The following is a 23,164-nucleotide window of genomic DNA, read 5'->3' on the forward strand; positions in this document are numbered from 1 at the left end:
TACTGGATTCTGGACTCTGCCGGTCAAGGGTATCCAACCACGATCTCCCTCTACTTTAACGTCATTTTTTGCATCTTTGTTATCATAGGTGTTAACCTCTTCTTAGTCCGGATAGCACCAAGGATCGCAATGCAACAAGGCGAATTGCTAACAATTTACGTCATGTTAGCGATTGCTTCCTCGCTTGCAGGACACGACGTGCTTCGCGTTTTGATTCCGATGATTCCGTACGCATTCTGGTATGCAACACCAGAGAATGACTGGGTAGACCTGTTTCATCGGTATATCCCGGACTGGATGGCTGTCAAGGAAAAATCTTTCTTAACGGAGTATTATCGCGGCGAAACAACCCTTTACCAATGGGAAACTGTCCAAGGGTGGCTGACAACAACTTTTGTCTGGGGCGGCTTCCTCTGTGCAATGGTCTTCCTGATGGTGTGTATTAACAGTCTCGTTCGGAAACAGTGGACAGAGCACGAAAAACTGAGTTACCCCATCATCCAATTGCCGCTTGAATTGACAAGTGGCGGTAGAACGAACTTGCTGACCAATAAGATGATGTGGCTCGGTTTCGGTATCGCCGGTGCAATTGACATCCTCAACGGACTCCACTATCTCTATCCGACTGTGCCGAGTTTGGGCGGCAGACTCTACGATTTACGTCCGTTCTTTACACAGAAACCGTGGAGTGCCGTCGGATGGAGTCCGATAGCCGTGTTTCCGTTCGCGGTGGGCATCGCTTTCTTTATTCCGCTGGATCTGTCGTTTTCCTGCTGGTTTTTCTACCTCTTCTGGAAAGTAGAGCGGGTTTTCGGTGATGCCTTGGGAGTCCGCGGTATGCCGAATTTCCCTTTCACCGATGAACAGTCTTTCGGGGCATATCTCGGCTTGTTCGTTATCGCAGTTGTGGCGACGCGAAAACACCTCGCACAAGTCGGGCGAAAGTTATTTAAAAACGATCCGCGTGTTGATGACGCAGCCGAACCGATGCCCTATCGTTTGACACTGTTAGGTCTCATCGCGAGTCTTGTCTTTATCGTCGGTTTCTGTAAAACCGCGGGAATGTCTATCTGGGTGGTTCTCGTGTTTTTCGGCATCTATTATGCGATCTCTACAGCGGTGACCCGAATGCGTGCCGAACTCGGATCGCCTGTCCACGATTTACACTTCATTGGACCTGATGAGATGATGCCTCGCATTTTCGGGACGCGCCTCCTCGGACCACACAACTTAACCATAATGGCGTATCTCTTCTTCTTCAACCGTGCCTATCGTGGGCATCCGATGCCACACATCTTGGAGGGATTTAAATTAGCGGAACGCACCGGAATTTCCAACCGACGGTTGCTCATTGCAATGTGTATTGCGATTGTTGTCGGGACATTTGCCTCATTTTGGGCGTTCTATCATATCTCTTATGTTGAAGGTGCCCGAGACTGGTTCGCCGGAAGACCTTTCAATCGACTCCAAAGTTGGCTAACCTCGCCGAGAGCACCAGATGTACCCGCAATCGTCGCGATGTGTATCGGCTTCTTCATCACCGGTTTCCTCATGGTCATGCGGATGCGGCTTTTCTGGTGGCCCTTTCATCCCGCTGGCTTCGCTATCTCCAGTAGTTGGTCAATGAACGTGTTTTGGTTTTCGATTTTTGTGAGCTCCGTCCTCAAATGGATTATTCTTCGACACGGGGGTGTGAGTGCACACCAAAAATTGATTCCGCTCTTCCTCGGACTAATTTTAGGCGAATTCATCATCGGCAGTATATGGAGCCTCATCGGAATTACAACAAATCAACCCATGTACCGGTTCCTATTTTAGAACTCGTCTCTTTCTGGTTATTAACGTCACTTTCGGAAACACCTGGCACGTTTTTTTCCTTAAGATCCAGACAGGGCTATTTATGGTAAATCCTAAAAATATATGGACAGTTTCGTAGGGGTTGGGTCCGCCAACCCGAAACGCATCCCCTATCACGGTAGGCGAGGTTTCTAACCAGAGTTCCCACCCGTTACTCGGAAGGGACACCGATTCTGAATGTCTAATTAATTCTAAGGTCTACCATAAATGACCCTAAGATCCAGAAGACCAATCTTGAAAAATATACCTGTGTCTGCTATAATTGCGAATAGAATATTCTCAGGAGGAAAATTGCGTGATTCGTGAAGCGATTCAGAAGGTTATAGCAGGGAACGCTCTAACCGAAGCAGAAATGATGGAGACCATGAACGAGATCATGGAAGGTAAGACGACAGATGCCCAGATTGCTTGTTTTCTTACCGCACTGCGGCTTAAAGGCGAGACAGTAGAGGAAATGACGGGGGCAACGCGTGCCATGCGTGCTAAGTCTACCCCTGTTCCCACACTTCATACACCTGACTGGCAAGCGACACCCAAAGTCCCACGACTTGTCGATACGTGTAGCACAGGAGGGACAGGGTTGAACCATTTCAACATCTCGACAACTTCCGCCATTGTTACCGCCGGAGCAGGCGTCCCGGTCGCAAAGCACGGTAATCGCGGCGTGACGCGGCAGAGCGGGAGTGCGAACGTGCTGATGGCGTTAGGCGTGAACATCGAAATCGGTCCCGAACACGTCGGACGGTGCGTTGATGAGGTCGGCATCGGTTTTCTATTCGCACCAACACTCCACGGCGCCATGAAATACGCCATCGGACCCCGACGAGAAATTGGGATTCGAACGATTTTCAATGCCATAGCTCCACTAACCAATCCAGCAGGACCCCAGGCACAAGTCATCGGTGTCTATGCACCGGAACTGACTGAGGCGCATGCGAATGCCTTGAATAACCTCGGATGCCAGCACGCATTCATCGTGCGTGGGGATGACGGTTTGGACGACATCACAACCACAACAACCACACGCGTTTCTGAACTCCGAAACGGCACTGTTGAAACCTATACCCTCGATCCCACGACATTCGGAATTCCGAGAGCCGAACCTGAAGCACTTCTCGGGGGCGCGCCAGAGGAGAACGCCGAAATCGTAATCAATCTCCTGAACGGTGAAAAGGGACCCAAACGCGATATTGTTGTGCTGAACGCTGGCACAGCGATTACTGCAAGCGGGAAGGTGGATAGTCTTGATGTGGGTATTCAACTTGCCTCAGAATCCATTGATTCGGGTGCAGCACTCGCGAAATTAGAAGGACTGAAAGCCGTCTCAAACAATCTTTAATTATTCGCAAGGCTTAACACTCCCGCGTCAAATCCTCATGCTTTAGTTTGTGGGATAGGGAAAATTAAAAAATTGATATTAGACACTATCATTGCCCATAAGCAGAAGGAACTCGCAGTCGAACAGGCGCAGGTACCATTTACGAGGTTGGAAAAGGAGGTCGATCACCTTCCACCGACACGGGATTTTGGCGCAGCTTGCAACGCCGGAGTCCCCACCCGTTACTGGGAAGGGGCTAAACTTGCTGTCAAAGACAGTGGAACCGTCAAACTTATCGCCGAGGTGAAGAAAAAATCACCCAGCAAAGGCATCATCCGCGAGGATTTCGATCCGGTATCAATCGCCAAAACCTACGTCGAAAACGGTGCTGCTGCGATTTCTGTGTTAACAGACAAACATTTTTTCGCAGGCGAACTCGACTATCTGCGCGCAATTCGCGACACTGTTGATGTGCCGCTCCTCCGAAAAGATTTCACAATTGACCCGTATCACATCTACCAAGCCCGCGTCGCCGGAGCCGATGCCATTTTACTGATTGTCGCAGCGTTGACAGCAGCAGAGTTGCGGACGTTCATGGATATTGCAGCCTCGTTATCGCTGGCGTGTTTGGTGGAGGTGCACACACAAGAGGAATTGGCTATTGCGTTAGACGTGGATGCCCAGATAATCGGTATCAACAACCGCGATTTACGCACATTTCACACCGACATTGCCACAACGTTCCGTTTACGCGAAGCCATCCCAGCGGATAAGGTCGTGGTGAGTGAAAGTGGTATCTATTCACGTGAAGATGTGATGCGGTTACAAGAAGCCGGTGTGCAGGCAATGCTTGTCGGTGAGTCATTGATGCGGAGCCTCGACATTGGCGAACAGGTCCGGCATCTTTTGGACTATTAACGTAGCAGTCAGCAATCAGTTTTCAGGGGTCCCATGGATTGATGATGGCGATTCTATCCAATATTGTCCACTGGAATTAAAGGGAGGTGACGGTAATGCCGTGTCGTTTCAGGAGGGCAGTGGTTACACCATCTCCAGGCGTGAGGGTTCCAGAAAACGTGCCGTCGTAAATATCGCCACAACCACAGGATGGACTCCTCGCTTTCAGAACCACGTGCGTCGCTTTGTTTAATTGCACAACCCGCAAAGCGTGGTGAGCACCTTTCAAATAGGCTTCCGTTACGTCCGTCCCGTCAGCAGTCATAACCTTTGCCCTGCCATCCAAGACATCACCGCCATCACCGCCGACAATCTCTGCAGGCGGACGCGGCGTTGGCAACCCACCCGATTCTTCCGGACAGACAGGGATAAGTTCATACGTCTCCCCTTGTTTTATCGCTGTTTCATTTCGGCTGTCACCGCCATCGTATCGGCAGCGGACGCCAAGGAGACAAGCACTAATCACGACTTTCATCTTCTCGTAAGACCTCAAACTCGTTCATAATTAAATCCGTCTTACCTGCTTTCAGCTGCAGGTAGTGCTTTTCCAAGTGGCAGAGAATATCGCATAATAGCGAGGCACGACAGATTTCAAAGTTTCGATTTTCCGAGAACGGATGCGCCATACGCACCGAGGTTGCCGTTCCACGCAATTCAGGCGGAAAATCCTCCAAAGCGTTATTGACATTCACACCGAAACCCAAAACAAAAAAAGGGTGATCTTCCGCGTCGTATGCGAGTTCTGTGAGGACACCCGCGACCTTCTTCTGTTCGATTCGCACATCGTTGGGTACCTTAATCCGAGCGTCAAGCCTATATGTTGTGCGAATTACCGCTGCTATTGCCATCGCACCGATGAGATTCGGGAGTGTAACCTGATCGCGAAGAAGCCGATGTTTAAGGACGACGGACACGAGGAGACCCTTTCCCGATGGTGCTTCCCAGTGCCTACCGTATCTGCCGCGACCAGCGGTTTGGTGTTCTGCAATGATGAGCGTGCCTTCTGCGGCACCGGTCTTGCCCCGAGCAAGAGCGATGTCGTTGGTAGAAGTGACCTGTGAATAATGCTCAATCTGGCAACCGATAAGCGAAGTCTGAGTCGGCATCCAAAAAGTCATAAGAATTATAAATTCTGGTCCATTTGCAATTTGCTTTCCGGCTATTCCCCAACAAGCATATTAGCCAGTAGGACAATCACGTTGTTATCTCTGATCCAAGAGAGCGTCTATTCCTGACAATATCTTTTCCAAGGCATCGATAGGGTAAGGTTCACTCTCTCGATCTGTCCCCCTTACCAATGCTCTTAACCTTTTGAGTTCCGCGTTTATAGATTCTGCATCCCTTTCTTCCTGAAAAATCTTAAAAAAGTTCAACCAATGTTCTGCTCTGATTCCACATAACAATTCTCTTTTTGCTATCTCCAAATAACTATCCATTATTCCCGTGCGTGCAAATCTCCCGAAGTTATTTCCATGATCGGATACAGGTTTATCAGAGATTTTATCGCTTTTTTGGGGATACGGAGAAACATTTTCCGCGATCATGATTTCTACGCTCGACTTTGTTTTCCGAATACATTCCCACCAGTAATTTCGATATTCTGACGCGTACTTCGCTAGTTCCACATAGGGTGAAAATATTTTGGGATAGCCTGAGATCACATTGCTGAGAGCCCAGGGGATTACTACGATTAAGTCCTGTTTGGCACAAGCGGCAGGGGTTACTTGAAATCGAAAACTTGGTTCTCTTTCTTTCGCTAATAAATACCAACTTTTTAGCTCAATTCCCAACAAAATCTCACTCTCATGTCTATCTGTCCCGCTTGTGTCTTTTCTCAACAGGACATCTGGAAACGTCTGGGGTTGCCTAACAAACCTATAATACATGAACTGCTCATCGGGGTCCCAAACTTCTCGCATCCGATTCAGAGTTGAAACGACTTGGTCTTCAATAGTTGCTCCGAATGCAGCATTTAAGGTGAAGATATCGGTCGCCAATATTCCTTCTATGGAGGTGTCTGACTGAAAATAGGTGGGAAGTGCAAAGAGTGCCTCACGGACACGTTCATACACTTTATATACAATCTCGTTGCTCTGTGGTGGATTTCTTTTAGGCTCGACTGAAATCGTCATAGCATACAAACTCCTGTTGGATGTCGTAATTTAAGAGTCTCTCAACGGCGATTTTAAAATAGTCGGGATGGATTTCGGCTGCGTAACACTTTCGTTTCAGTTGATGGGAAGCGATCGCCGCCGAACAGAGACCTCCGAAGGGTTCCCATACGACATCCGCTACGTCACTACTCGATCGGATACATAAATTCATAAGTTTCAGCGGTTTTTGGTTGTTATGTAAACTCTTGGACCGCTTTTTTAATCGCTCCGTTCCGCGAACAGCAGGTTCCTGCCAGACGTTTGTGATGCCATTCTCAAAGTAAAACTTGGCTCTCATGTTTGCCCATTCTTTGCCTGTAATGGGGACTATACTATTCACAGAGAAATAAGGTTTTCCACTCTCATTTCCGTGTCTGTTTGCGTACTCAGCAATCTTTTCAAACGCTTCAGGTGGAGGGTAGTACCAGAGGTGGTCTTTCGTGAAATACTTCCTCGTGGCAGCATTTTTCACACCGCAGACCTCATTGGTTTTGGAAAATGGAAGCCCTGTCCGTTCCCATTCATACCGAAGCCACCTTTGCATATCCATTTTTGTACCGTTGACGTAGAACAACGCTTTTTTTATATACTGAACACATACTTCCGTTGTTACAGGAAATTTTCTAAGGGTTTTGCCATTTGAATTACCGGCGATGTGTGCTATTCCTTTATTCCAGACGTGACAACTTCGGTATTCCCAACCATGCTGGACTAACAGGGGATGCACGTTTGCCCACCCAAGCTCTGTGTTCCAAAACCAAAGCGTTGTCGTAGGAGTTGCGCATTCCGACCACTTAATTATATGAGGTTCATAAGATTCGGCTAATTCCTCTGGCGTGGGTGGGTCACCCGGATAACTCCCGATACCATACGGACCATCCGAGACAATAACGATTGGAGACTCCCATTTATCATACCACTTGAGGACATCCCCTCTGTATAAAAAGATCCCATCTCTCTTATGATATTCCACGATCAGTTCCCTTTTTATGTAATCGTTTCATATTTCTAATTGTTATACCATTTCTGAATAACCGTTTCTCATTAGCGAAAACCCGCTCGTAGGGGCGAGGTCCCCTCGCCCGTCTAATCCGTCCGAATCCTCATAGCATTTCAAAATCTCTGAAATGCGAATTTATTTTTCAGATTTGGTATTACTTGTCAATATTCAACTGCTCATGAAGGACAGACGAGCTTCTGACTGATAACCGACAACTGATAGGTGAATACTAATAACGCTACTGGTTCAGGTGTCGATCCGCTTCAATCCGCCACTGTTCGGGTGGATTGAGTTCAAGGAAGCGTTGCCATTGCATTCTCGCCTCTTCGCGCTTCTCCCTATATTCATACATTAACGCGAGGTTGTAATTCGCAGTCAAGTTACTCGGTTCCAGTTGTATCACCCGTTCAAATTGCTCTGTTGCTGCCCCGAGTAGGTCCATACTGAAAAGGGTATTGGCATAGTTGAGAAGCGTCGGCACATGTGTGTCGTCCAAAGCGAGTGCCTTTTCCAGCGTCTCTTTCGCAGCGTTGTAATCCAAAGCGTGGGCATAGTAAAGATCGCCAAGGCGTTGATACGTTTTGATGGCAATCTCGTCGTCTGCTTCGACAGGTTCTTGAATAAGTGCAGCCTCCGCCTCATAATGTTGAATCGCCGCTTTCCACGCCTGCTCCCATTCCGCAATCTGACCGAGATGCGCGTGGATACCTCTGTATTCCGGAGCGTGAGAGAGCATATTTTCAAAAACCTCTTGCGCGCGACGGTGCCGATCAATTTCGAGATAAAGGACCCCGAGTTGGTAGTTCGCCTCACGGTTTTTGGGTTGGAATTCAATTACCTGCTTGAAATCCTCTAAAATTTGGCTATAGCGATACAGTATTTTCCCAATACGTCTGTAGCGGAGCGTGAGCATCCCGCGGTAGAAATACGCATCTACATAATCTGAATTCAGAGCGATGGTTGCGGTATACTCTTTGACAGCCATTTCAGCATGTTTATGATAGTCATCTCCGAGGGTTTCGGCGTGTTGGTCGAGCAGACGGGCGTAGCTATAGTGCCAGTCAAACTTCTCAGGATTGTATTGATTCGCCAGTCCATAGTACCGAATCGCACGCTCACGTTCGTCGCGCTTCTCGAAGATGACTGCAAGAAGGTGATGAAGTTCCGGGTGATTCGGTTCAATTTCTAACGCCGGTGGATAGACCCGAATGATATTCGCTTCATCATTGCGCTCGCGATAGATTGCACCGAGTTGGAAAAAGGGTGTAACTTCTGTTACTTCAAAAAAAGGGCTTTCAATCGATGCCGTATCAAGTCCAATCGTTTTCTCATAATGTGTGATGGCGTTGTCTATGTCGCCTTTTTGTTCAAACAAGACTGCCGCGTGATAATATGCCGAGACATCATCCGGATTGAGCCGGACAGTTGCAAGAAACGCCGTCAGCGCAGCATCCGACTGTTCCAGGGTCAGGTAGGACAGTGCCATTAGAGAGTGTGCCTCGATCGTATCGGGCGCAATCTCGATAATCTTCTCTAAAGTGTCGATTGCCTGTTGGTGTGATTCTCGGTTTCGATAGATGTGAACCATCTTGAAAAGCACATCTGTTCGCTGTGAATCTAACACCAAAGTGCGTTGGTAAAGGCTGAGTGCGTTGTCTGTATCGCCATTCGCCTCATAACTCTGTCCCAGTAGGTAGGTAGCACTAACGTCTTCCGGAAACAACAGGAGGTGTGTATTCAAAGATTCAATAGCCTCTTGATAACTCCTCTCATCGAAAGCGCGTTGTCCTTGTTCAATAAATTTATTCGCTAATTCTGGATTTAACGCCAATGCACGTTTAAAATACGCAACAGAAGTCTCTACATCCCCCTGTTGGTGATAAAGTTCACCGAGTTTCAAGTAAACATCGTTGAAATCGCCTAAGAGGAGTTCCATTTGCATAAGACTGGGATCGACTTCTATAATCTCAATAGTCTTTTCGTAAGATTCGATGGCTGCCTGGATGTTGCCAGCATCGGCTTCAACCATACCTGTATAAAAATGGGAGCGTGGATCGTCAGGAAGAACTAACATCGCTTTCTCAAGGATCGGCATCGCTTCATCTGCGGTCATCAACCCTGCGAAGTAAGATTCAAGCGGTTCATAAAAGATATCCTTAAGACTCGGTGTGAGGGATAATGCGTGTTGGTAGTATTGCCCCGCTGCCGTGGTATCACCGTTCGTATAGAAGTGTTCTCCAAGCGCGAAAAGTGCGTTCGCGTGCCTCGGCTCAATCTCAATTGTGCGTTGATATAGCCGAATTGCACCGTCCGTATTGCCTTTTTCATCGAAGATAACCGCCAGTTCGTAAAGGACCTCTGCGGAGTAGTCCTGATGTTGCGATCCTTTCGCATATTCTTTTAACGCTTCATCAAAGAATCCCTCAGTCGCAAGCACTTGTCCGAGTTTGAAGTAGGCAGGCGCGAACCTCTTATTTTTCTGAGTAAGATTTTCAAAGGTCTCGCGGGCGCGGTCTATCTCACCCTGCGCGAAATAAACCAGACCGATACCGTATTGTGGATATTCCCACTTTCTGTTTACCTTCCGTGCAGCGTCAAAGGCTTGGAGGGCTTCTATGTAATTCTGCTGCTTTAAGTGGATTTCACCCATCCGATAGTGAACCGGATAGTAGTTAGAGTTTAAACGGATGCACACCTCAAATTCAGCGAGTGCCAATTCGTCTTTACCTTGTCCTTGATAGATACCACCGAGGTTGAAGCGCGCCCAAAATAGATTTGGATCGATCTCAACGGCGTATTGTAAGTAGTTAATGGCAGTATCCGACACTTCACCGGTTTTCGGTGCTTGAAGGGCATGTATATAACCCAAGCCGTAATAGAACGCCGCCTTAATTATGGGCGTGGCGGGTTGTTGAGCTTGGCGATCGTTTTCCCTTGCGGTATAAAGCGTGAGGAGTTCAGAAAGTCGTCCCTGTTTTTGCCATTTGAGGATGAGTTCACGATGTTTCTCCGCGGGTTTTCTCTTTTCTTGCAAGACCTTTGCGAAGTCTTTTCTCATGTCCGATTCCCATTTTTCCACTGCCGAAGAAACCTGTAAGAAAGACGTATTGAATCCGATGCTTATGATGAGCGCGATAGATAGTGGGTTTAGTATAGTTTTTTTCATTGTGTACTTTCCTTTTGATAGACTATGGAATACGATTTTTCTACCTTGAAATTTTTATCTACAATTTGGCAGAGTTCTTCACCGGCGCTGGACTTATCTAAAACCTTGGTATACGTCAGAAATTCTGAGTCCTGTAAGGACGTTATGTTTATAGCAGCGTTTTTAAGCAAATATCTAAAGCCCTGTAAGGGCGGCATTTCTATATCCAATGCTACCAAATACAGCGAAAAACTCCTAAATTGTAATGTATCATGCGGTTAGAAACCGCACCTACCGCGGAAGTGCGTCAGTCCTACTTCAAGATTCCAATAGACGCTCAATTTTCGCCCGTGTCGGCATAGAAGGCGTCGCACCAACCACAGTCACTGCCGCTGCCCCAGCGGCATTCGCAAACGCAACAGCTGCCCGTAAAGTCTCGCCGCTTGCCAGTGTGGTCGCGAGTGCACCACAGAATGCATCCCCTGCACCCGTTGTATCCACAGCATCGACAGGCAATGCCGAAACATGTGCAGATTCGGTGGCTGTTAACATCAAGGCACCTTGCGCACCAAGTGTTAAGACAACAGCCGTGCTTGGAGCATCCACCATGCGCCCGCGTAATACTTCTGCTGCGCGGCGCGCGTCTTCGTGATTGTCAACTTTTACCCCCGACAACAACTCCGTTTCGGATTCGTTTGGGGTGAGAATATCAACGGACGCTAACAGGCTATCCGGCAACGGTTGCGCAGGTGCAGGATTTAATATCACAGGCGTCCCGTGTGCCTTAGCGATAGCTGCAGCGTGCTCCGATGCTGCCACGGGTGTTTCTAATTGTAGCAGTAAGACGTTGGCGTTTGCGATCTCGTCGGCAGCAGCGTCTATATCTGCTCTGGTGAGTGCCATATTCGCGCGCGGCACCACGATGATGCTGTTGTCGCCATCGGGTTCAATGACAATCGTTGCCACACCCGTCCCGACCTCTCCGCGTTTTGTGACAAACCTGTTATTAATACGTTCGTTCTCCGTTGCTGCGAGTAACATATCTCCGAAGAGATCGGCACCCACACTTCCGATCAGTGTGACCTCAGCACCTAACCGTGCCGCAGCAGTTGCCTGATTAAATCCTTTTCCACCTGTGAAAATATCGAAAGCATCGCCGATAAGCGTTTCGCCCTTGTCGGGTCGCCGCGTTGCTCGGCATACCAGATCGACGTTCAGACTGCCAACAACCGTAACTTTTGGGCTTGCGGGCGGTGTTGCTTGGTTTACCACGACTCATTCCTAATCTTTCTAACGAATTTTGACAATTATAGTTGACATGCAGTGCTGTTGTCAAGGAGTGTATACATATTTTATCCCTTGTCAGAATCAGGCAATTTCGGATAGCGATCAACCATCAGGTGTGTAGCTCACACGAGCCAAGGGATGTCTTCGTTTTTCAGGTAGGGTGTAAGGAGGTCTCGGAGTTGGTAGTGCGCTTTAGAAAGGTGTGTTTTGACGGTACCTTCGCTCCGATTAATGCGGTAAAGGCTTCGAGGTCGCCTTGTTGGGTGCTGGGGATACAATCGGCATCATCGAAATTAAACAACGCTGTCCGATATAGTTTGCTAATCGTCGTTCCCGGGTTTGCTTGAACAACAAACGGAACCAGCGTTTGCCGAAATAACTGGTGGCAACGAGGTGGGGAATTGATAGAACAATGATGCTCAGCATTGCCAGAATATGCAGATTTGCGACCATAATTAACACGGTTATGAGCATCAAGAGGTTTGACAGTAGACTTGAGACATTGTTAATGAAGTTTGGAATACGTCGAGTGGATTCTTCTCGCGCATGCGTCATCAGATTGAAAAAGTTCGGGGATTCAAAAAAAGCCAAATCTAACCGAGAGAGCTTCTGAAAAATGAGCTCTTCGGTATAATGGATAACTTTTAAGTTTAGAGGGTAGACCAGCATATTTGTAATACTGGTAATAGCGTTACTTGCCAACCATAAGCATATTTGCAATCCGATGAGAAAAGCAATCAGCCGGAGGTGCGTCGTTGAGGTGCCTTCAGTCAGTTGTAGTGCCGCAGCCACTCCATCAATGATGTACTTTGAGAGCCATATCTGTAAGGGAGTGACTGCAGCCGAAAGCAAATTGAATAGGGAAAATGCAGCCGTTTCCTTCGGACTAGCCCGCCACATTAGGAGGGTGGCTCTTGGATAGTTGCTAACTGTCTTTCCGATTTCAGAAACGGATTTTAGCGTGTTCCCGAGAAAATTCCTAAAGTTTCTGCGTAATTTGCGAAGAGGGTATATCATTTCGTTTATGACGTGAGTTTGATAAATAATTGACTGACATTTCTCAAAAGTTGTGCGAAATCAATAGTGATCAACACCCCGGAACGGGCGAAAGAACGATTCGACGACTTAGAACCAATTCACGACCGAGTTGGGCACTTGAAACGCCTTGACAGACACCATGCAAAAGCAGAACAACCTGCGACGGACGCAACTGTGTACCGGCGAACACTGTCTGACTATAGAGAGTGTATACACTCGCATAGTGTTTGCAGCGATAGACTTGTAGACCACTTGTTTTGGTCTTACGAAAGGGCATTCCTCCGACACGCTCGCTTGACATTTCGGGCAACTTAGACCTTCAGGATGGAAATGATTCAACACCCAGGCTTGAGCTTGGTCTTCATCTATGAGAGATTGTATCGGAAAATCCATATTTACATGTTAACATAACTTGGAAAAATCGCACATACTTTTTACCTAAAAGTTGACAACAGTGCTTGAAATTGTGAAAACAGCGCAGCCTTCCAGAAAAACAGGTTGACGGTGCTGGAAATAGCGATAAACCGTCAGAGAACAGTGTATATGGAAAGCTCCAGCCGGGCGGAAGGTGTATTCGTGTTTTGAAGGTGAGGTTGGGAAACTCAACAGTAGTGCAGTGAAAAAATTGATGCTCAAAACTTTACATACCGAGTTTTGGCTTGCTAGCGACCGCTAAAAATGCTATTATGCACATCAGCGGAGGTATGGTAAATCCTACGAACCGAAAGAGAAGGTGCCGAGGACGCTGATGAACGCTAAATTAAAATTTGTAATTGGGTTTTTAGTCTTTCTGGGACTCTGCTTTGTCTTCAAGTGGCGTGCGGATCAGGTGGATGGCGCGGAGAATCTTGTGTGGTCCAGCGTAATCCCACCGTTACTTGCCGTTACATTAGCGATTCTGACAACGCGACTGCTTCCAAGTCTCGGCATAGCAGTAGGTGTGGGGATCGTGCTCTCATGGTATCAACAGGGTGCCATCCCCATCGGTTTTTTGACGGAGATTGTTTGGTTTCTGCGTGCTGTGAGCATCGGAAATGAGGGTGTAGATCTCTTCAATTTCTGGGTCGTTCTGTTTGTATGCCTCATCATGGCAACGATCTCCGTTGTGGTAGCATCCGGTGGTATTGGAGGCGTTGTTGTATGGCTTTCTCAGTTCGCAAAAGGGCCCCGTTCAGCCCAATTTATCACCGGGTTGATGGGGATTGTCATCTTCATCGGGGATTATTCCAACGCCATGCTTGTCGGTCCCACGATGCGTCCACTCACCGATCATCACCGGGTCAGTCGTGAGAAATTGGCGTTTCTTGTGGATTCCACGAGTGCCCCAATCGCGGGTCTCGCGTTCGTCAGCACGTGGATCGGCTATGAAGTCGGACTCTTTGAGGATATCGCGAAGACGATCGGACTTGAACGTGATGGGTATTCAATGTTCTTTGACGCACTCGGTTTCCGGTTCTACTGTATCCTGATGATTCTTTTCGTTATTGTCAATGCGATCAGTGGTAGAGATTACGGCGCGATGCACAAGGCGGAAAGACGTGCTCGAGAGACAGGGAACATCGCCGCGCCAGATGCGAAAGCACTTGGACATACTTCAGCTTTCACGAGTCTACCCAATGCTGTGACACAACCTTTTTCGGCAGTTTTACCGCTCCTAACGCTTTTCGGACTGCTATTGGCGGGTTTCTGGATAGACGGGGAGGGGACAGGCTTTATTTTTTCCCTAACCGCATGGCGCGACGCACTTTCAAAGGCAGACAACGTCAAAATTCTCGCCTGTGCGGCAGCGAGTGGCTTTATTGTTTCAATTGGCTGTGCACGCTGGCTCTCAAAACTACGATTCTCAGAGATTGCACCGGTTGTTTGGAGCGGTGTGAAAAGCAGCCTAACCCCGTTGAGTATTTTGCTCTTGGCGTGGGGGTTAAAAGCGAGTTGCGATAGGCTCATGACGGGGCAATTCCTCACAACCATGCTCAGCGATATTGTGTCGCCGCTCTGGTTTCCAGTCCTCGTCTTTATATGTGCATCCGTTACCTCTTTTGCGACCGGGACCAGCTGGGGCACGATGGCGATCCTGATTCCGACTGCAATTCCAGTGGCGTTCTCGCTCGATAATGGGAGTTACGGACTCACAACAATCATCTGCCTCGGGGCAGTATTGGACGGTGCCATTTTCGGAGACCACTGCTCGCCGCTTTCGGATACAACGATCCTCAGTTCCATCGCCAGTAGTTGTGACCCGATTCACCATGTGAGGACGCAATTGCCATATAGTCTCACTGTGGCAATCATCGCGCTGTTTTGCGGCTATCTTCCTGCTGCGCTCGGTATCTCCTCAGCAATAGGAATTCTCGGCGGCACGGGTCTAATTATCTTGCTATTTTTTAGCGTAGCTCGCAAGCCAAAACTCGCTATATAGAGGAAAAATCACATGAAAGTTGAACTTGAGGGAAAGGTCGCAATTGTTACAGGGGGCGCGAATGGCATTGGTCGTTCTACCGTAGACGCACTGGTTACCAATGGCGCACAAGTGGCAATCGTTGACATCGACACGCAAGCTGGCATAAAAGTCGTTGAAGAGGTTAAAGAAAGCGGTGGAACCTGTCTGTTTGTAGAAGGCAACGTCTCAGATGCAACGCAAATGGAGGATGTTGCTGCTCGGATTGCAGCGCATTTCGGAAAAATTGAGATTTTGATAAACAATGCCGGAATTAACACAAGAAGTGATAGGGTACCGATTCATCAGTACACCTTAGAGGACTGGCAACGGATCTTGGAAATAGACCTCACGGGTGTTTTTGCGACGAGTCGTGCTGTCATTCCATATATCTTGGAGACGCACAACAGGTCTGGCTCCGAAAACGCAACTGGACGTATCGTCAACATCAGTTCTATTGCTGGATTGGTGCCCCTCCGCTTGCAGAGTGCTTATGTTGCCGCGAAGGCAGGTGTGGCGAATCTAACGCGTTCAATGGCGTTGGAACTCGGGCCGGAAGGGATCCTCGTGAATGCTGTTGCCCCCGGTTCCACCTTGACGCGTGGCACGAAGGCACTCTTTTACGGAGACGATGGGGCGTACACCGAAAACGCCGCGAGCCTGCTATCGCATATTCCGATTGGCAGACCCGGGCAAACCACTGAAATCGCAGCAGCCGTGCTCTTCCTCGTCTCACCGGATGCAAGCTATATCAATGGGACTGTCCTCCCGGTGGACGGTGGTTGGATCGCTGGTTATACGCGAGACTGGTAAGTAAATAACCATAGTTGTGGCATATGAAGTGTGCCGACGACTTTAATAAAGGAGAAAAAAATGGCAAAAATTACGATGTTTAAAGGGTATCAAGGGGAACCTCCTATTCCGAAACCCGCACATCAGGTGCAAGCGAATGTTGTCACCGTTCAGGACGGGGTGCCTGTAAAGTATTCCGGCTGCGATGGGATCGGTGTCCGGGTCGTTCATCCTGCTAATCCGAACGCACCCGCACAAAACTTGGGATTAGTCGTGTTTTTTGTGCCGCCGCACGTCGTTCTGGAACCCGGAAGCCACCATACCGAGGAATGCTACGTGATTCTAAAAGGAAAAGGTGTGATGACGCTCGCTGGTGAAAAGGTCCCCGTTGAAGCAGGAACATTCATTCATCTCCCACCGTGGTGTGAGCACGGCATCGAAAATACAGGCGATGAGTCTATGGAGGTCCTGATATGTACATCCCCACCGAACCCATAAATTGAGATGATTGGGGCTGAAATTCGCCAATTCCACGTATATTCACACTTTTCGGCAGTTTTTTGCATTTTAATTTAACCCTTTTCCTATATTTTACGTTAAATAAAGTATCTTAACTGTTTAATATAGGCTGCTAAAACACGCCTTTAATTATTCTGTGGGGGTTAATTTATGCGCGGGATAATCCCGAAGTCGTCCAGTGTGAGGAAGGAATTTCTACGGAAACGTCCTTCCTGTGGACCACCTGCATCTGATGAACAAGCCAACGACGAGTTAACAACGATAGAAGAGATGCCCGAGGAAGTAGAGGATCGGGCGCAGGCACTACTCGCAAACGGAGAAGAAATCAAAGTCGCTGTCTCAACCGATCTACGGTTCGATGGCAACTACGGCAAAGATTGGGTAATTGCTACTAATAAACGACTCATCGCCTTTAACCAGAACGGTGCGCCGGAACATCAACTTCGTGAGATTCCACTGGCATCTGTTGAGGCTGTTGAGATCGTCGAGATGTATGGTAACAATATCCTCAAGATCAGAACATCCGAGGATGCCGCGGAAGTTGCACGCTACTCACGCAAGGTCTCACCAAAGTTTGAGTTGGCAACGCCTGAATTAGAGACCTTGGTTCAGGAAGCGAACCCGGATGTAGAACATGAAAAACAACACCGTCCGCAAGGCTGGGGCAAAAATAAAAACAAATGTGAAACATGCGGACAGCCGCTGCCACGTTGGTCCGGTGTTTGTGTTCATTGCGTTGAAAAGCGAAAACTCATCTTCCGACTGATCAAGTATTCGTCCCCGTTCTGGCATGTCGCGGTGCCAGCACTTGCCTTGATGATGATCATCCGCCTCGTTTCGCTTTTCCCGGCAGTGCTGAGCCGGGAGATGGTCGATAATATCCTTGTTCCCGCCAGTGCGGCTATAAACGGTGCGACTTTAACGGAGACCGGTGAGCCAGTCGCCGCACCGACCTGGGGACACCTCAGCGGCATCGTCGAAAGTATCTCAGGGTGGTTAACGCTGCCTGTTGCGGGAAGTTGGGGACACCTCCTCACCATTGTCCTCTTAATGGTAAGTTTCAACGTCTTCACGATGGGGGCTTCCGCTGTGCGAGGCTACATGATGGCGTGGGTAGGTCAAAATATTACACGCCGACTTCGGAACGAAACTTATGAACATCTCAACGCACTCTCGTTAGATTTTTACAATCAGCGGGATACCGGTAACCTCATGTCGAGAATCACACAGGATGTGGGGAGGCTCCGGGATTTCATCGCAAACGGGTTACAGGACTTAATCGGCGATTCCCTGACACTGATCTACATTTGCATCATTATGTTTCTCACCAACTGGAAGTTGGCGGCTTGGACACTGATTCCGGTTCCCTGCCTCATTTTCTTCACCATCTTCTTTGGAAAAAAGATGGGTAAAGTTTTTTCCGTGTTGTGGAAACGGTATGCCGATATTAGCACGATACTGGCAAGCACCATCCCGGGGGTTCGGGTTGTCAAAGCCTTCGCACGCGAACGCTATGAAGTAAACCGATTCAGTGAAAAGACCTATCAGGTGTTCGATGGTGAAATGCATGCGGCGAAGTTGTGGACACTCTATCGCCCGATCATGGAATTCATCATTTTCTCCGGCTCTATCCTGATATGGTTGGTTGGCGGTTCGCAGATTTTTCAAGGCGAATTATCCCTCGGTGATCTCTTTATGTTCCAGGCGTTGATGGGACGGTTTTTCAGACCCGTTTACACGCTCTGCCAGATGAATGAACGCTTCATCCGGGCCGCAACTTCTGCGGATCGAGTGTTTGAAATCATAGACACCCCCCCAAGTGTCGCGGAAAAAGAAGATGCCGTTACGATTGACAACATCAAAGGCGAGGTCGAATTCAAGGATGTCTATTTCTCTTACGATGCGGAAAAAAATGCTATCAATGGTGTCAGTTTCCGCGCAGAAGCCGGTGAAATGATTGGGCTTGTCGGACATAGTGGGGCGGGAAAAAGCACGGTTATTAACTTGATTACCCGTTTCTACGATCCGAGCGAGGGTTCAATAGAGATTGATGGACACGACACCCGTGATATTAAACTCAAAGCATTACGGCAACAGGTAGGTGTGGTGTTGCAGGATCCCTTCCTGTTCCAAGGCACAATCGCCGAAAATATTGGGTATTCAAAACCGGGTGCGTCTCGGCATGAAATTATCGCTGCAGCGAAAGCCGCAAACGCCCACGAGTTTATCATCAAATTCCCCGATGGTTACGATACAATGGTCGGTGAACGGGGGGCTCGCGTGTCCGGCGGTGAACGGCAACGGATTTCTATCGCTCGCGCAATCCTGAAAAATCCGAGAATTCTCATCTTAGACGAAGCGACATCCTCTGTGGATACAGAGACTGAATCGAATATTCAGGAAGCATTGGAACGGCTTGTCCGCGGTCGGACGGTGTTCGCTATTGCACACCGACTCTCTACGCTCAAATATGCCGACCGATTGGTTGTGCTGAAAGACGGGAAAGTCGATGAAATCGGCACGCATGAAGAACTTCTTGCCAAAGACGGGACTTATGCAGGTTTGTGTGAAAAGCAGACAGAATTGTCAAAGATTCGTGCCTTATAGGTAACCATATTGTTCTGGTGCGCGCCTTGAAAGCACGCACCAGAGCCTCTTCCTTGATACGGAAGAAGGAGACGTTACATAATGCAGGAAGCCGTGAAGATTACCGATGAGGTAGAATTCCTTGATGCCTCTAATGTTAGACTTACGCGAAATTCGTTTGAAGAACTCACAGTTGAACTGCCAGACGGCACCAGTCACACAAACGTTGAAGCCATCCGATCCTTTCCGCTTACCGATTCTAACAAATATATCACACTCCTCGATAGCGAAGGAGCGGAAATCGGTATCATTCAGGACATCAAACAGCTGCCTCGCGAATCAGTGGAAATCCTCGTGTCCGAGTTGCAAAAACGGTATTTTATGCCGAAGATTACCAAGATCCACGAACTCGATGGTCAGTTCGGTGTTACACGGTGGGTCGTAGAAACCAACCGCGGTCCCGTCACGTTCGGCATGCGCACCCGATATGATGTCGTCAGTCTTGAAAATGGACGGGTGCTTATTAAAGATGCCGACGGCAATCGTTACGAGATTGAGAATTACCACCATTTGGATCCCGCAAGTCTCGCCCTCCTTGAAACGCAATTGTAGGGGCTGGGTTACCCAAACCCTACCAGCGAGACATTCAATCTTTAAAGGCGCAGCGTCCTAAATTCGACTATAAGTCAACAGGATCGCGCCTCTCTTTTTATTTAAATGGAATCTACATCTACGGAGGTGGCTAAGAGTGGAGAACGTAAGAATCGAACGGATTGAATGGGCACGCTTGACAGGCGAACGTCCTCGTAAAGCAGGTTGCAATTCACGTCTGGATGAACACGGGTTGCATGTCCGCCCCCCTATCGCGCGTCTAACGACAACAGAGGGTGCCAGCGGCTTCGGATGGTCCCGAATTTCCCGTGAAAAAGCGCAAACTATCGTCGGATTTCAGCTCAGCGACGCATTCGACGCAGAAAACGGGGTCACCGAAGAATTCAGGATGTTGGAGTATCCGCTCTGGGATCTCGTGGGACAATTGGCGCAAAAACCCGTCTACGCCATGCTTTCTGGAGAAAACGGGGAGTTTCGCTCCCCATGTTACGATACCTCGCTTTATATTGATGATTTGCACCTTGACGATAATGCCGAAGCCGCGGCACTCATTGCCTCTGAGGCGTTAGAAGGGAAGGCGCGCGGGCATAACGCTTACAAAATCAAAGTAGGGCGCGGGGCGATGCACATGCCACTCGACAAAGGGACGCAACGCGATATTGATGTCATCCGCGCCGTCCGAGAGGCTGTCGGACCCGATGCTTCGATTTTGATAGATGCAAACAACGGCTACAATCTTAATCTCACCAAACAGGTGCTCGGCGGCGCGGCGGATGCAAACGTCTATTGGATGGAGGAGGCATTCCACGAGGATGCCCGTGTCTATAGCCTCTTGAGAGAATGGCTAAACGCCGAAGGTTTAGAAACCCGTATTGCTGACGGCGAAGGTAGTGCCTCACCGAATTTGGTAGACTGGGCAAAAGACGGACTCATCGATATTGTCCAATACGATATCTTCTCTCCCGGCTTCTCACGCTGGCTTGAGTTGGGACCCGAATTGGATGCAGCTGGCGTTGGCACGGCACCCCATCACTACGGCGGGCACTACGGTAATTATGTCACCGGTCATCTATCAGCAAAGGTGGAACGATTTGAATTCGTCGAATGGGACCATGCGACTACCCCGGGTTTAGATGACGCCGGGTATTCCATATCAAACGGCTATGTGAACATCCCACAAAGTCCCGGTTTCGGGTTGAATCTGGAGGAAGCACCCTACCAAAAAGCGAAGGAAGAAAACGGGTTCCAGGTTCGTGTGTAGTTAAGTCGGCCGCTCACCAGTGCCAAGCCGTTGTGAATAATGCCGAGCGGAAAACTATAGGAGATAGAACCATGGCATATCTAACTGCAGCAGACAAGGAATTCTTTAAGGAAAACGGTTATCTAATTGTGCGTGGTGCCTTGGAGCAGGAAGGGATTGATGCCGCGCTTGATCGACTCTGGGAAGCGATGGACGAAGACAGAAACGATCCCGAATCCTGGATACGCCAGGGATATCGCACGGTTCCTGTTGGCAGTGAAGAGGTCATCAGCGGCACAACATACGGCAACCGAGTCTTCGCTATGGCAGAGGAGCTCGTCGGCAAGGACAAATTGAATACGAGCGGTGGCGCGGGACCGCATATCAATTTTCCAGATCCAGATAGAAAATGGAGTGAACCCTTGGGACACCTTGACGGTTATCACACGCCTACCAACGGTGTGCCGAAAGGGGTCGTGAGTGCGTTCACGCTGGGGGCTACCGTTTATCTGGGCACAGTTGAAAAACAGGGCGGCGGATTTACCGTCTGGCCCGGAAGCCATCTAATTTGGGCGGAATACTTCAGATACCATGACTTGGATAGCCTCCCAGGCGGTATCGCACCGTTTGACTTAGGACCGAGTTACGAATTCACCGGCGCGGCAGGCGATGTCTGTTTTTGGCATCATCAGATGAGCCACGCTGCAGGTCTGAACTGTGGTCGCAATCTCCGAATCGCATGCATTAGTCGGTACCGCCGAAAAGACCTCGACCAGATTAAGTTTGAGACGCCTGATGATATGTGGAAATATTGGGACGGGATTTCATAGCGTCTGCGTTTTTTAACCGTATTTTGCTATCTGCCGGGACCGCGAAGCACACCTCGCGCCGACAATGTGCTTCAAAGCTCCCCCTATAGATACACCCAAATTTTAATTTGCCAGATGTTTCAATATATGTTATGCTTTTCTCAATCTCACTTGATAGAAAGCAACAGTATTACCCTTTAGTTCGTAGAAGAGATGTGTTAGGAAATTTCGGAATGGACCTCTATCTGACCCCTTCCAAAATCACTGAGATAATAGGTGTGGAAGAAGGAATAATTAACCGAACATTAAAACGAAGAGATGGGGACATTGAACCGTATCTGCGCGTCGTCTCTGCTCCCCCTGAAACGCCTGGCGGTAGTCCCAGACCCCAGATTCAGTTAAGGATTGATGGGCTCGCACTCCTGATAAAAAAACTCACCTATAATATCCCAACCGATGATATTATTGAGAACCTCAGTTGTCAGGTTTTTCATATCACGCATCTGAAGGAAACGTGTGAAAAATTGGAAAGGGAGAATAAAACCCTTATCGCTACAAATAAACAACTCCAGGAAAAGGTGGAAGACTTCCGAACCCAAAAAGAGCGGTTGTCCACAGAAGTGGACAAACTGCAAAGTCAACTCATTGCGGAACAATCCAAAACCTGGGTAGACCGTTTACTGAAACGGGGAGAGTGATAGGGCTGGATACGCAAGGCTACAGGAGACCTGACTTTCACAGGGATCGAAAATCGTTATGGAAACCAAAGAAAAACGGAACCAACTGTTTGCGGTCGGGTTCTTCGTTCTCGGTATGTTCTTCCTCTATGTAGAGGGTATCTCATTCCTGCCATCCTTCATCGTTCAGAATGCCGTTTTGCTCAAAGGCATCGCACTCGTGTTGCTGAGCATCGCTGCGATCCTCGCGGGTACCGCCTTTGAGAATAAACCGCGAATCGCCATCATTTCCGGTGTATGTTTAGTGATGGGACTCGGATTTCTCTATCTGCCTGTCCCTTCAATCTTGCAGGGTTCAACGTTCCATATCCTTTTCGCCACTGCGATTGCATTTGGCATGACAACCCCAACGAAACACGCAGCGACTATCGGTTCAGCCGCTTTCGCGGGCATCGGCATCCTTTTTCTCTACCAGCCTTTCTTTCCCGTGCTTAATAGCACTGCCCTACACCTACTGCTACCCGGCGTAATCGTCTTCTCGATCGTCTTTTCGCAGAAAACCGTGTGTGAACAAATTTCTATCGGCTTCATCGCACTGGGTTTAATTGCGCTCTGTCAACCGTTTCTAATGCTATTCTATCAAACCGGTTTCCAATTGCTGCTTACCGGATTAACAGGATTTATTGTCGCAGCGCATCGATAGAATTCTTTCAACTATAGTAGCATCCGAAGATATG

The 23,164-nt window shown here is 48.6% G+C and carries 19 protein-coding genes; 12 read left to right on the forward strand and 7 right to left on the reverse strand.

What is annotated here, in order from left to right; genetic code table 11:
- Nucleotides 1-129 precede the first annotated feature (129 nt).
- The 3 genes from F4X88_21480 (at nt 130) to trpC (ending at nt 4,093) form a co-directional block, all read left to right on the forward strand.
- Nucleotides 130-1,818, forward strand: coding sequence for a hypothetical protein (locus F4X88_21480; GenBank protein MYA58856.1), 1,689 nt, complete (start codon nt 130-132; stop codon nt 1,816-1,818).
- A 334-nt stretch (nt 1,819-2,152) separates the two neighbouring features.
- Nucleotides 2,153-3,196 (forward strand): anthranilate phosphoribosyltransferase, encoded by a 1,044-nt coding sequence (trpD, locus tag F4X88_21485; GenBank protein ID MYA58857.1) that lies wholly within the window; start codon nt 2,153-2,155, stop codon nt 3,194-3,196.
- A 75-nt stretch (nt 3,197-3,271) separates the two neighbouring features.
- Nucleotides 3,272-4,093 carry an indole-3-glycerol phosphate synthase TrpC gene (gene trpC / locus F4X88_21490; protein ID MYA58858.1) on the forward strand — a complete coding sequence of 274 codons (822 nt, stop codon included), beginning with the start codon at nt 3,272-3,274 and terminating at the stop codon, nt 4,091-4,093.
- Between the two features lie 76 nt (nt 4,094-4,169).
- Here the strand turns inward: trpC and F4X88_21495 are convergent, their stop codons facing one another.
- The 7 genes from F4X88_21495 to F4X88_21525 form a co-directional block, all read right to left on the reverse strand.
- Nucleotides 4,170-4,607 (reverse strand): DUF523 domain-containing protein, encoded by a 438-nt coding sequence (locus F4X88_21495; GenBank protein MYA58859.1) that lies wholly within the window; start codon nt 4,605-4,607, stop codon nt 4,170-4,172.
- Nucleotides 4,591-5,250 carry a biotin--[acetyl-CoA-carboxylase] ligase gene (locus F4X88_21500; protein ID MYA58860.1) on the reverse strand — a complete coding sequence of 220 codons (660 nt, stop codon included), beginning with the start codon at nt 5,248-5,250 and terminating at the stop codon, nt 4,591-4,593. The genes F4X88_21495 and F4X88_21500 overlap by 17 nt, the downstream gene beginning before the upstream one ends.
- Nucleotides 5,251-5,334: 84 nt before the next feature.
- On the reverse strand, nt 5,335-6,264 hold the full coding sequence (locus tag F4X88_21505) for a hypothetical protein (protein ID MYA58861.1): 930 nt from the start codon (nt 6,262-6,264) through the stop codon (nt 5,335-5,337).
- Nucleotides 6,242-7,258: a site-specific DNA-methyltransferase gene (locus F4X88_21510; GenBank protein MYA58862.1), complete on the reverse strand. Its 1,017-nt coding sequence runs from the start codon at nt 7,256-7,258 to the stop codon at nt 6,242-6,244. Before F4X88_21510 ends, F4X88_21505 begins: the two co-directional genes overlap by 23 nt.
- 265 nt (nt 7,259-7,523) lie before the next feature.
- Nucleotides 7,524-10,451 (reverse strand): tetratricopeptide repeat protein, encoded by a 2,928-nt coding sequence (locus F4X88_21515; protein MYA58863.1) that lies wholly within the window; start codon nt 10,449-10,451, stop codon nt 7,524-7,526.
- A 297-nt stretch (nt 10,452-10,748) separates the two neighbouring features.
- A complete protein-coding gene (gene rbsK, locus F4X88_21520) occupies nt 10,749-11,702 on the reverse strand; it encodes a ribokinase (protein ID MYA58864.1) in 954 nt (317 codons plus the stop codon).
- Between the two features lie 243 nt (nt 11,703-11,945).
- Complete coding sequence (locus F4X88_21525; protein MYA58865.1) at nt 11,946-12,617, reverse strand: ABC transporter ATP-binding protein; 672 nt, start codon at nt 12,615-12,617, stop codon at nt 11,946-11,948.
- A gap of 886 nt (nt 12,618-13,503) precedes the next feature.
- Here F4X88_21525 and F4X88_21530 point away from each other — a divergent pair.
- The 9 genes from F4X88_21530 to F4X88_21570 all read left to right on the forward strand — a co-directional run bounded on the left by F4X88_21530 (nt 13,504) and on the right by F4X88_21570 (nt 23,130).
- A complete protein-coding gene (locus F4X88_21530) occupies nt 13,504-15,174 on the forward strand; it encodes a Na+/H+ antiporter NhaC family protein (GenBank protein ID MYA58866.1) in 1,671 nt (556 codons plus the stop codon).
- Between the two features lie 12 nt (nt 15,175-15,186).
- The gene (locus tag F4X88_21535; GenBank protein MYA58867.1) at nt 15,187-16,005 is read left to right on the forward strand and encodes a glucose 1-dehydrogenase; all 819 of its coding nucleotides are present in this window, start codon (nt 15,187-15,189) and stop codon (nt 16,003-16,005) included.
- A 60-nt stretch (nt 16,006-16,065) separates the two neighbouring features.
- Complete coding sequence (locus F4X88_21540) at nt 16,066-16,482, forward strand: cupin domain-containing protein (protein ID MYA58868.1); 417 nt, start codon at nt 16,066-16,068, stop codon at nt 16,480-16,482.
- 171 nt (nt 16,483-16,653) lie between these two features.
- Nucleotides 16,654-19,110: an ATP-binding cassette domain-containing protein gene (locus F4X88_21545; protein ID MYA58869.1), complete on the forward strand. Its 2,457-nt coding sequence runs from the start codon at nt 16,654-16,656 to the stop codon at nt 19,108-19,110.
- A gap of 81 nt (nt 19,111-19,191) precedes the next feature.
- Complete coding sequence (locus F4X88_21550) at nt 19,192-19,701, forward strand: DUF1854 domain-containing protein (protein ID MYA58870.1); 510 nt, start codon at nt 19,192-19,194, stop codon at nt 19,699-19,701.
- Nucleotides 19,702-19,837: 136 nt separating this feature from the next.
- Nucleotides 19,838-20,962, forward strand: coding sequence for a mandelate racemase (locus F4X88_21555; protein ID MYA58871.1), 1,125 nt, complete (start codon nt 19,838-19,840; stop codon nt 20,960-20,962).
- Nucleotides 20,963-21,033: 71 nt separating this feature from the next.
- A complete protein-coding gene (locus F4X88_21560) occupies nt 21,034-21,771 on the forward strand; it encodes a hypothetical protein (protein MYA58872.1) in 738 nt (245 codons plus the stop codon).
- A 212-nt stretch (nt 21,772-21,983) separates the two neighbouring features.
- On the forward strand, nt 21,984-22,448 hold the full coding sequence (locus tag F4X88_21565) for a hypothetical protein (GenBank protein MYA58873.1): 465 nt from the start codon (nt 21,984-21,986) through the stop codon (nt 22,446-22,448).
- A gap of 58 nt (nt 22,449-22,506) precedes the next feature.
- Nucleotides 22,507-23,130, forward strand: coding sequence for a hypothetical protein (locus tag F4X88_21570; protein MYA58874.1), 624 nt, complete (start codon nt 22,507-22,509; stop codon nt 23,128-23,130).
- Nucleotides 23,131-23,164 lie beyond the last annotated feature (34 nt).

This window comes from Candidatus Poribacteria bacterium, assembly GCA_009839745.1.
Lineage (GTDB): Bacteria > Poribacteria > WGA-4E > WGA-4E > WGA-3G > WGA-3G.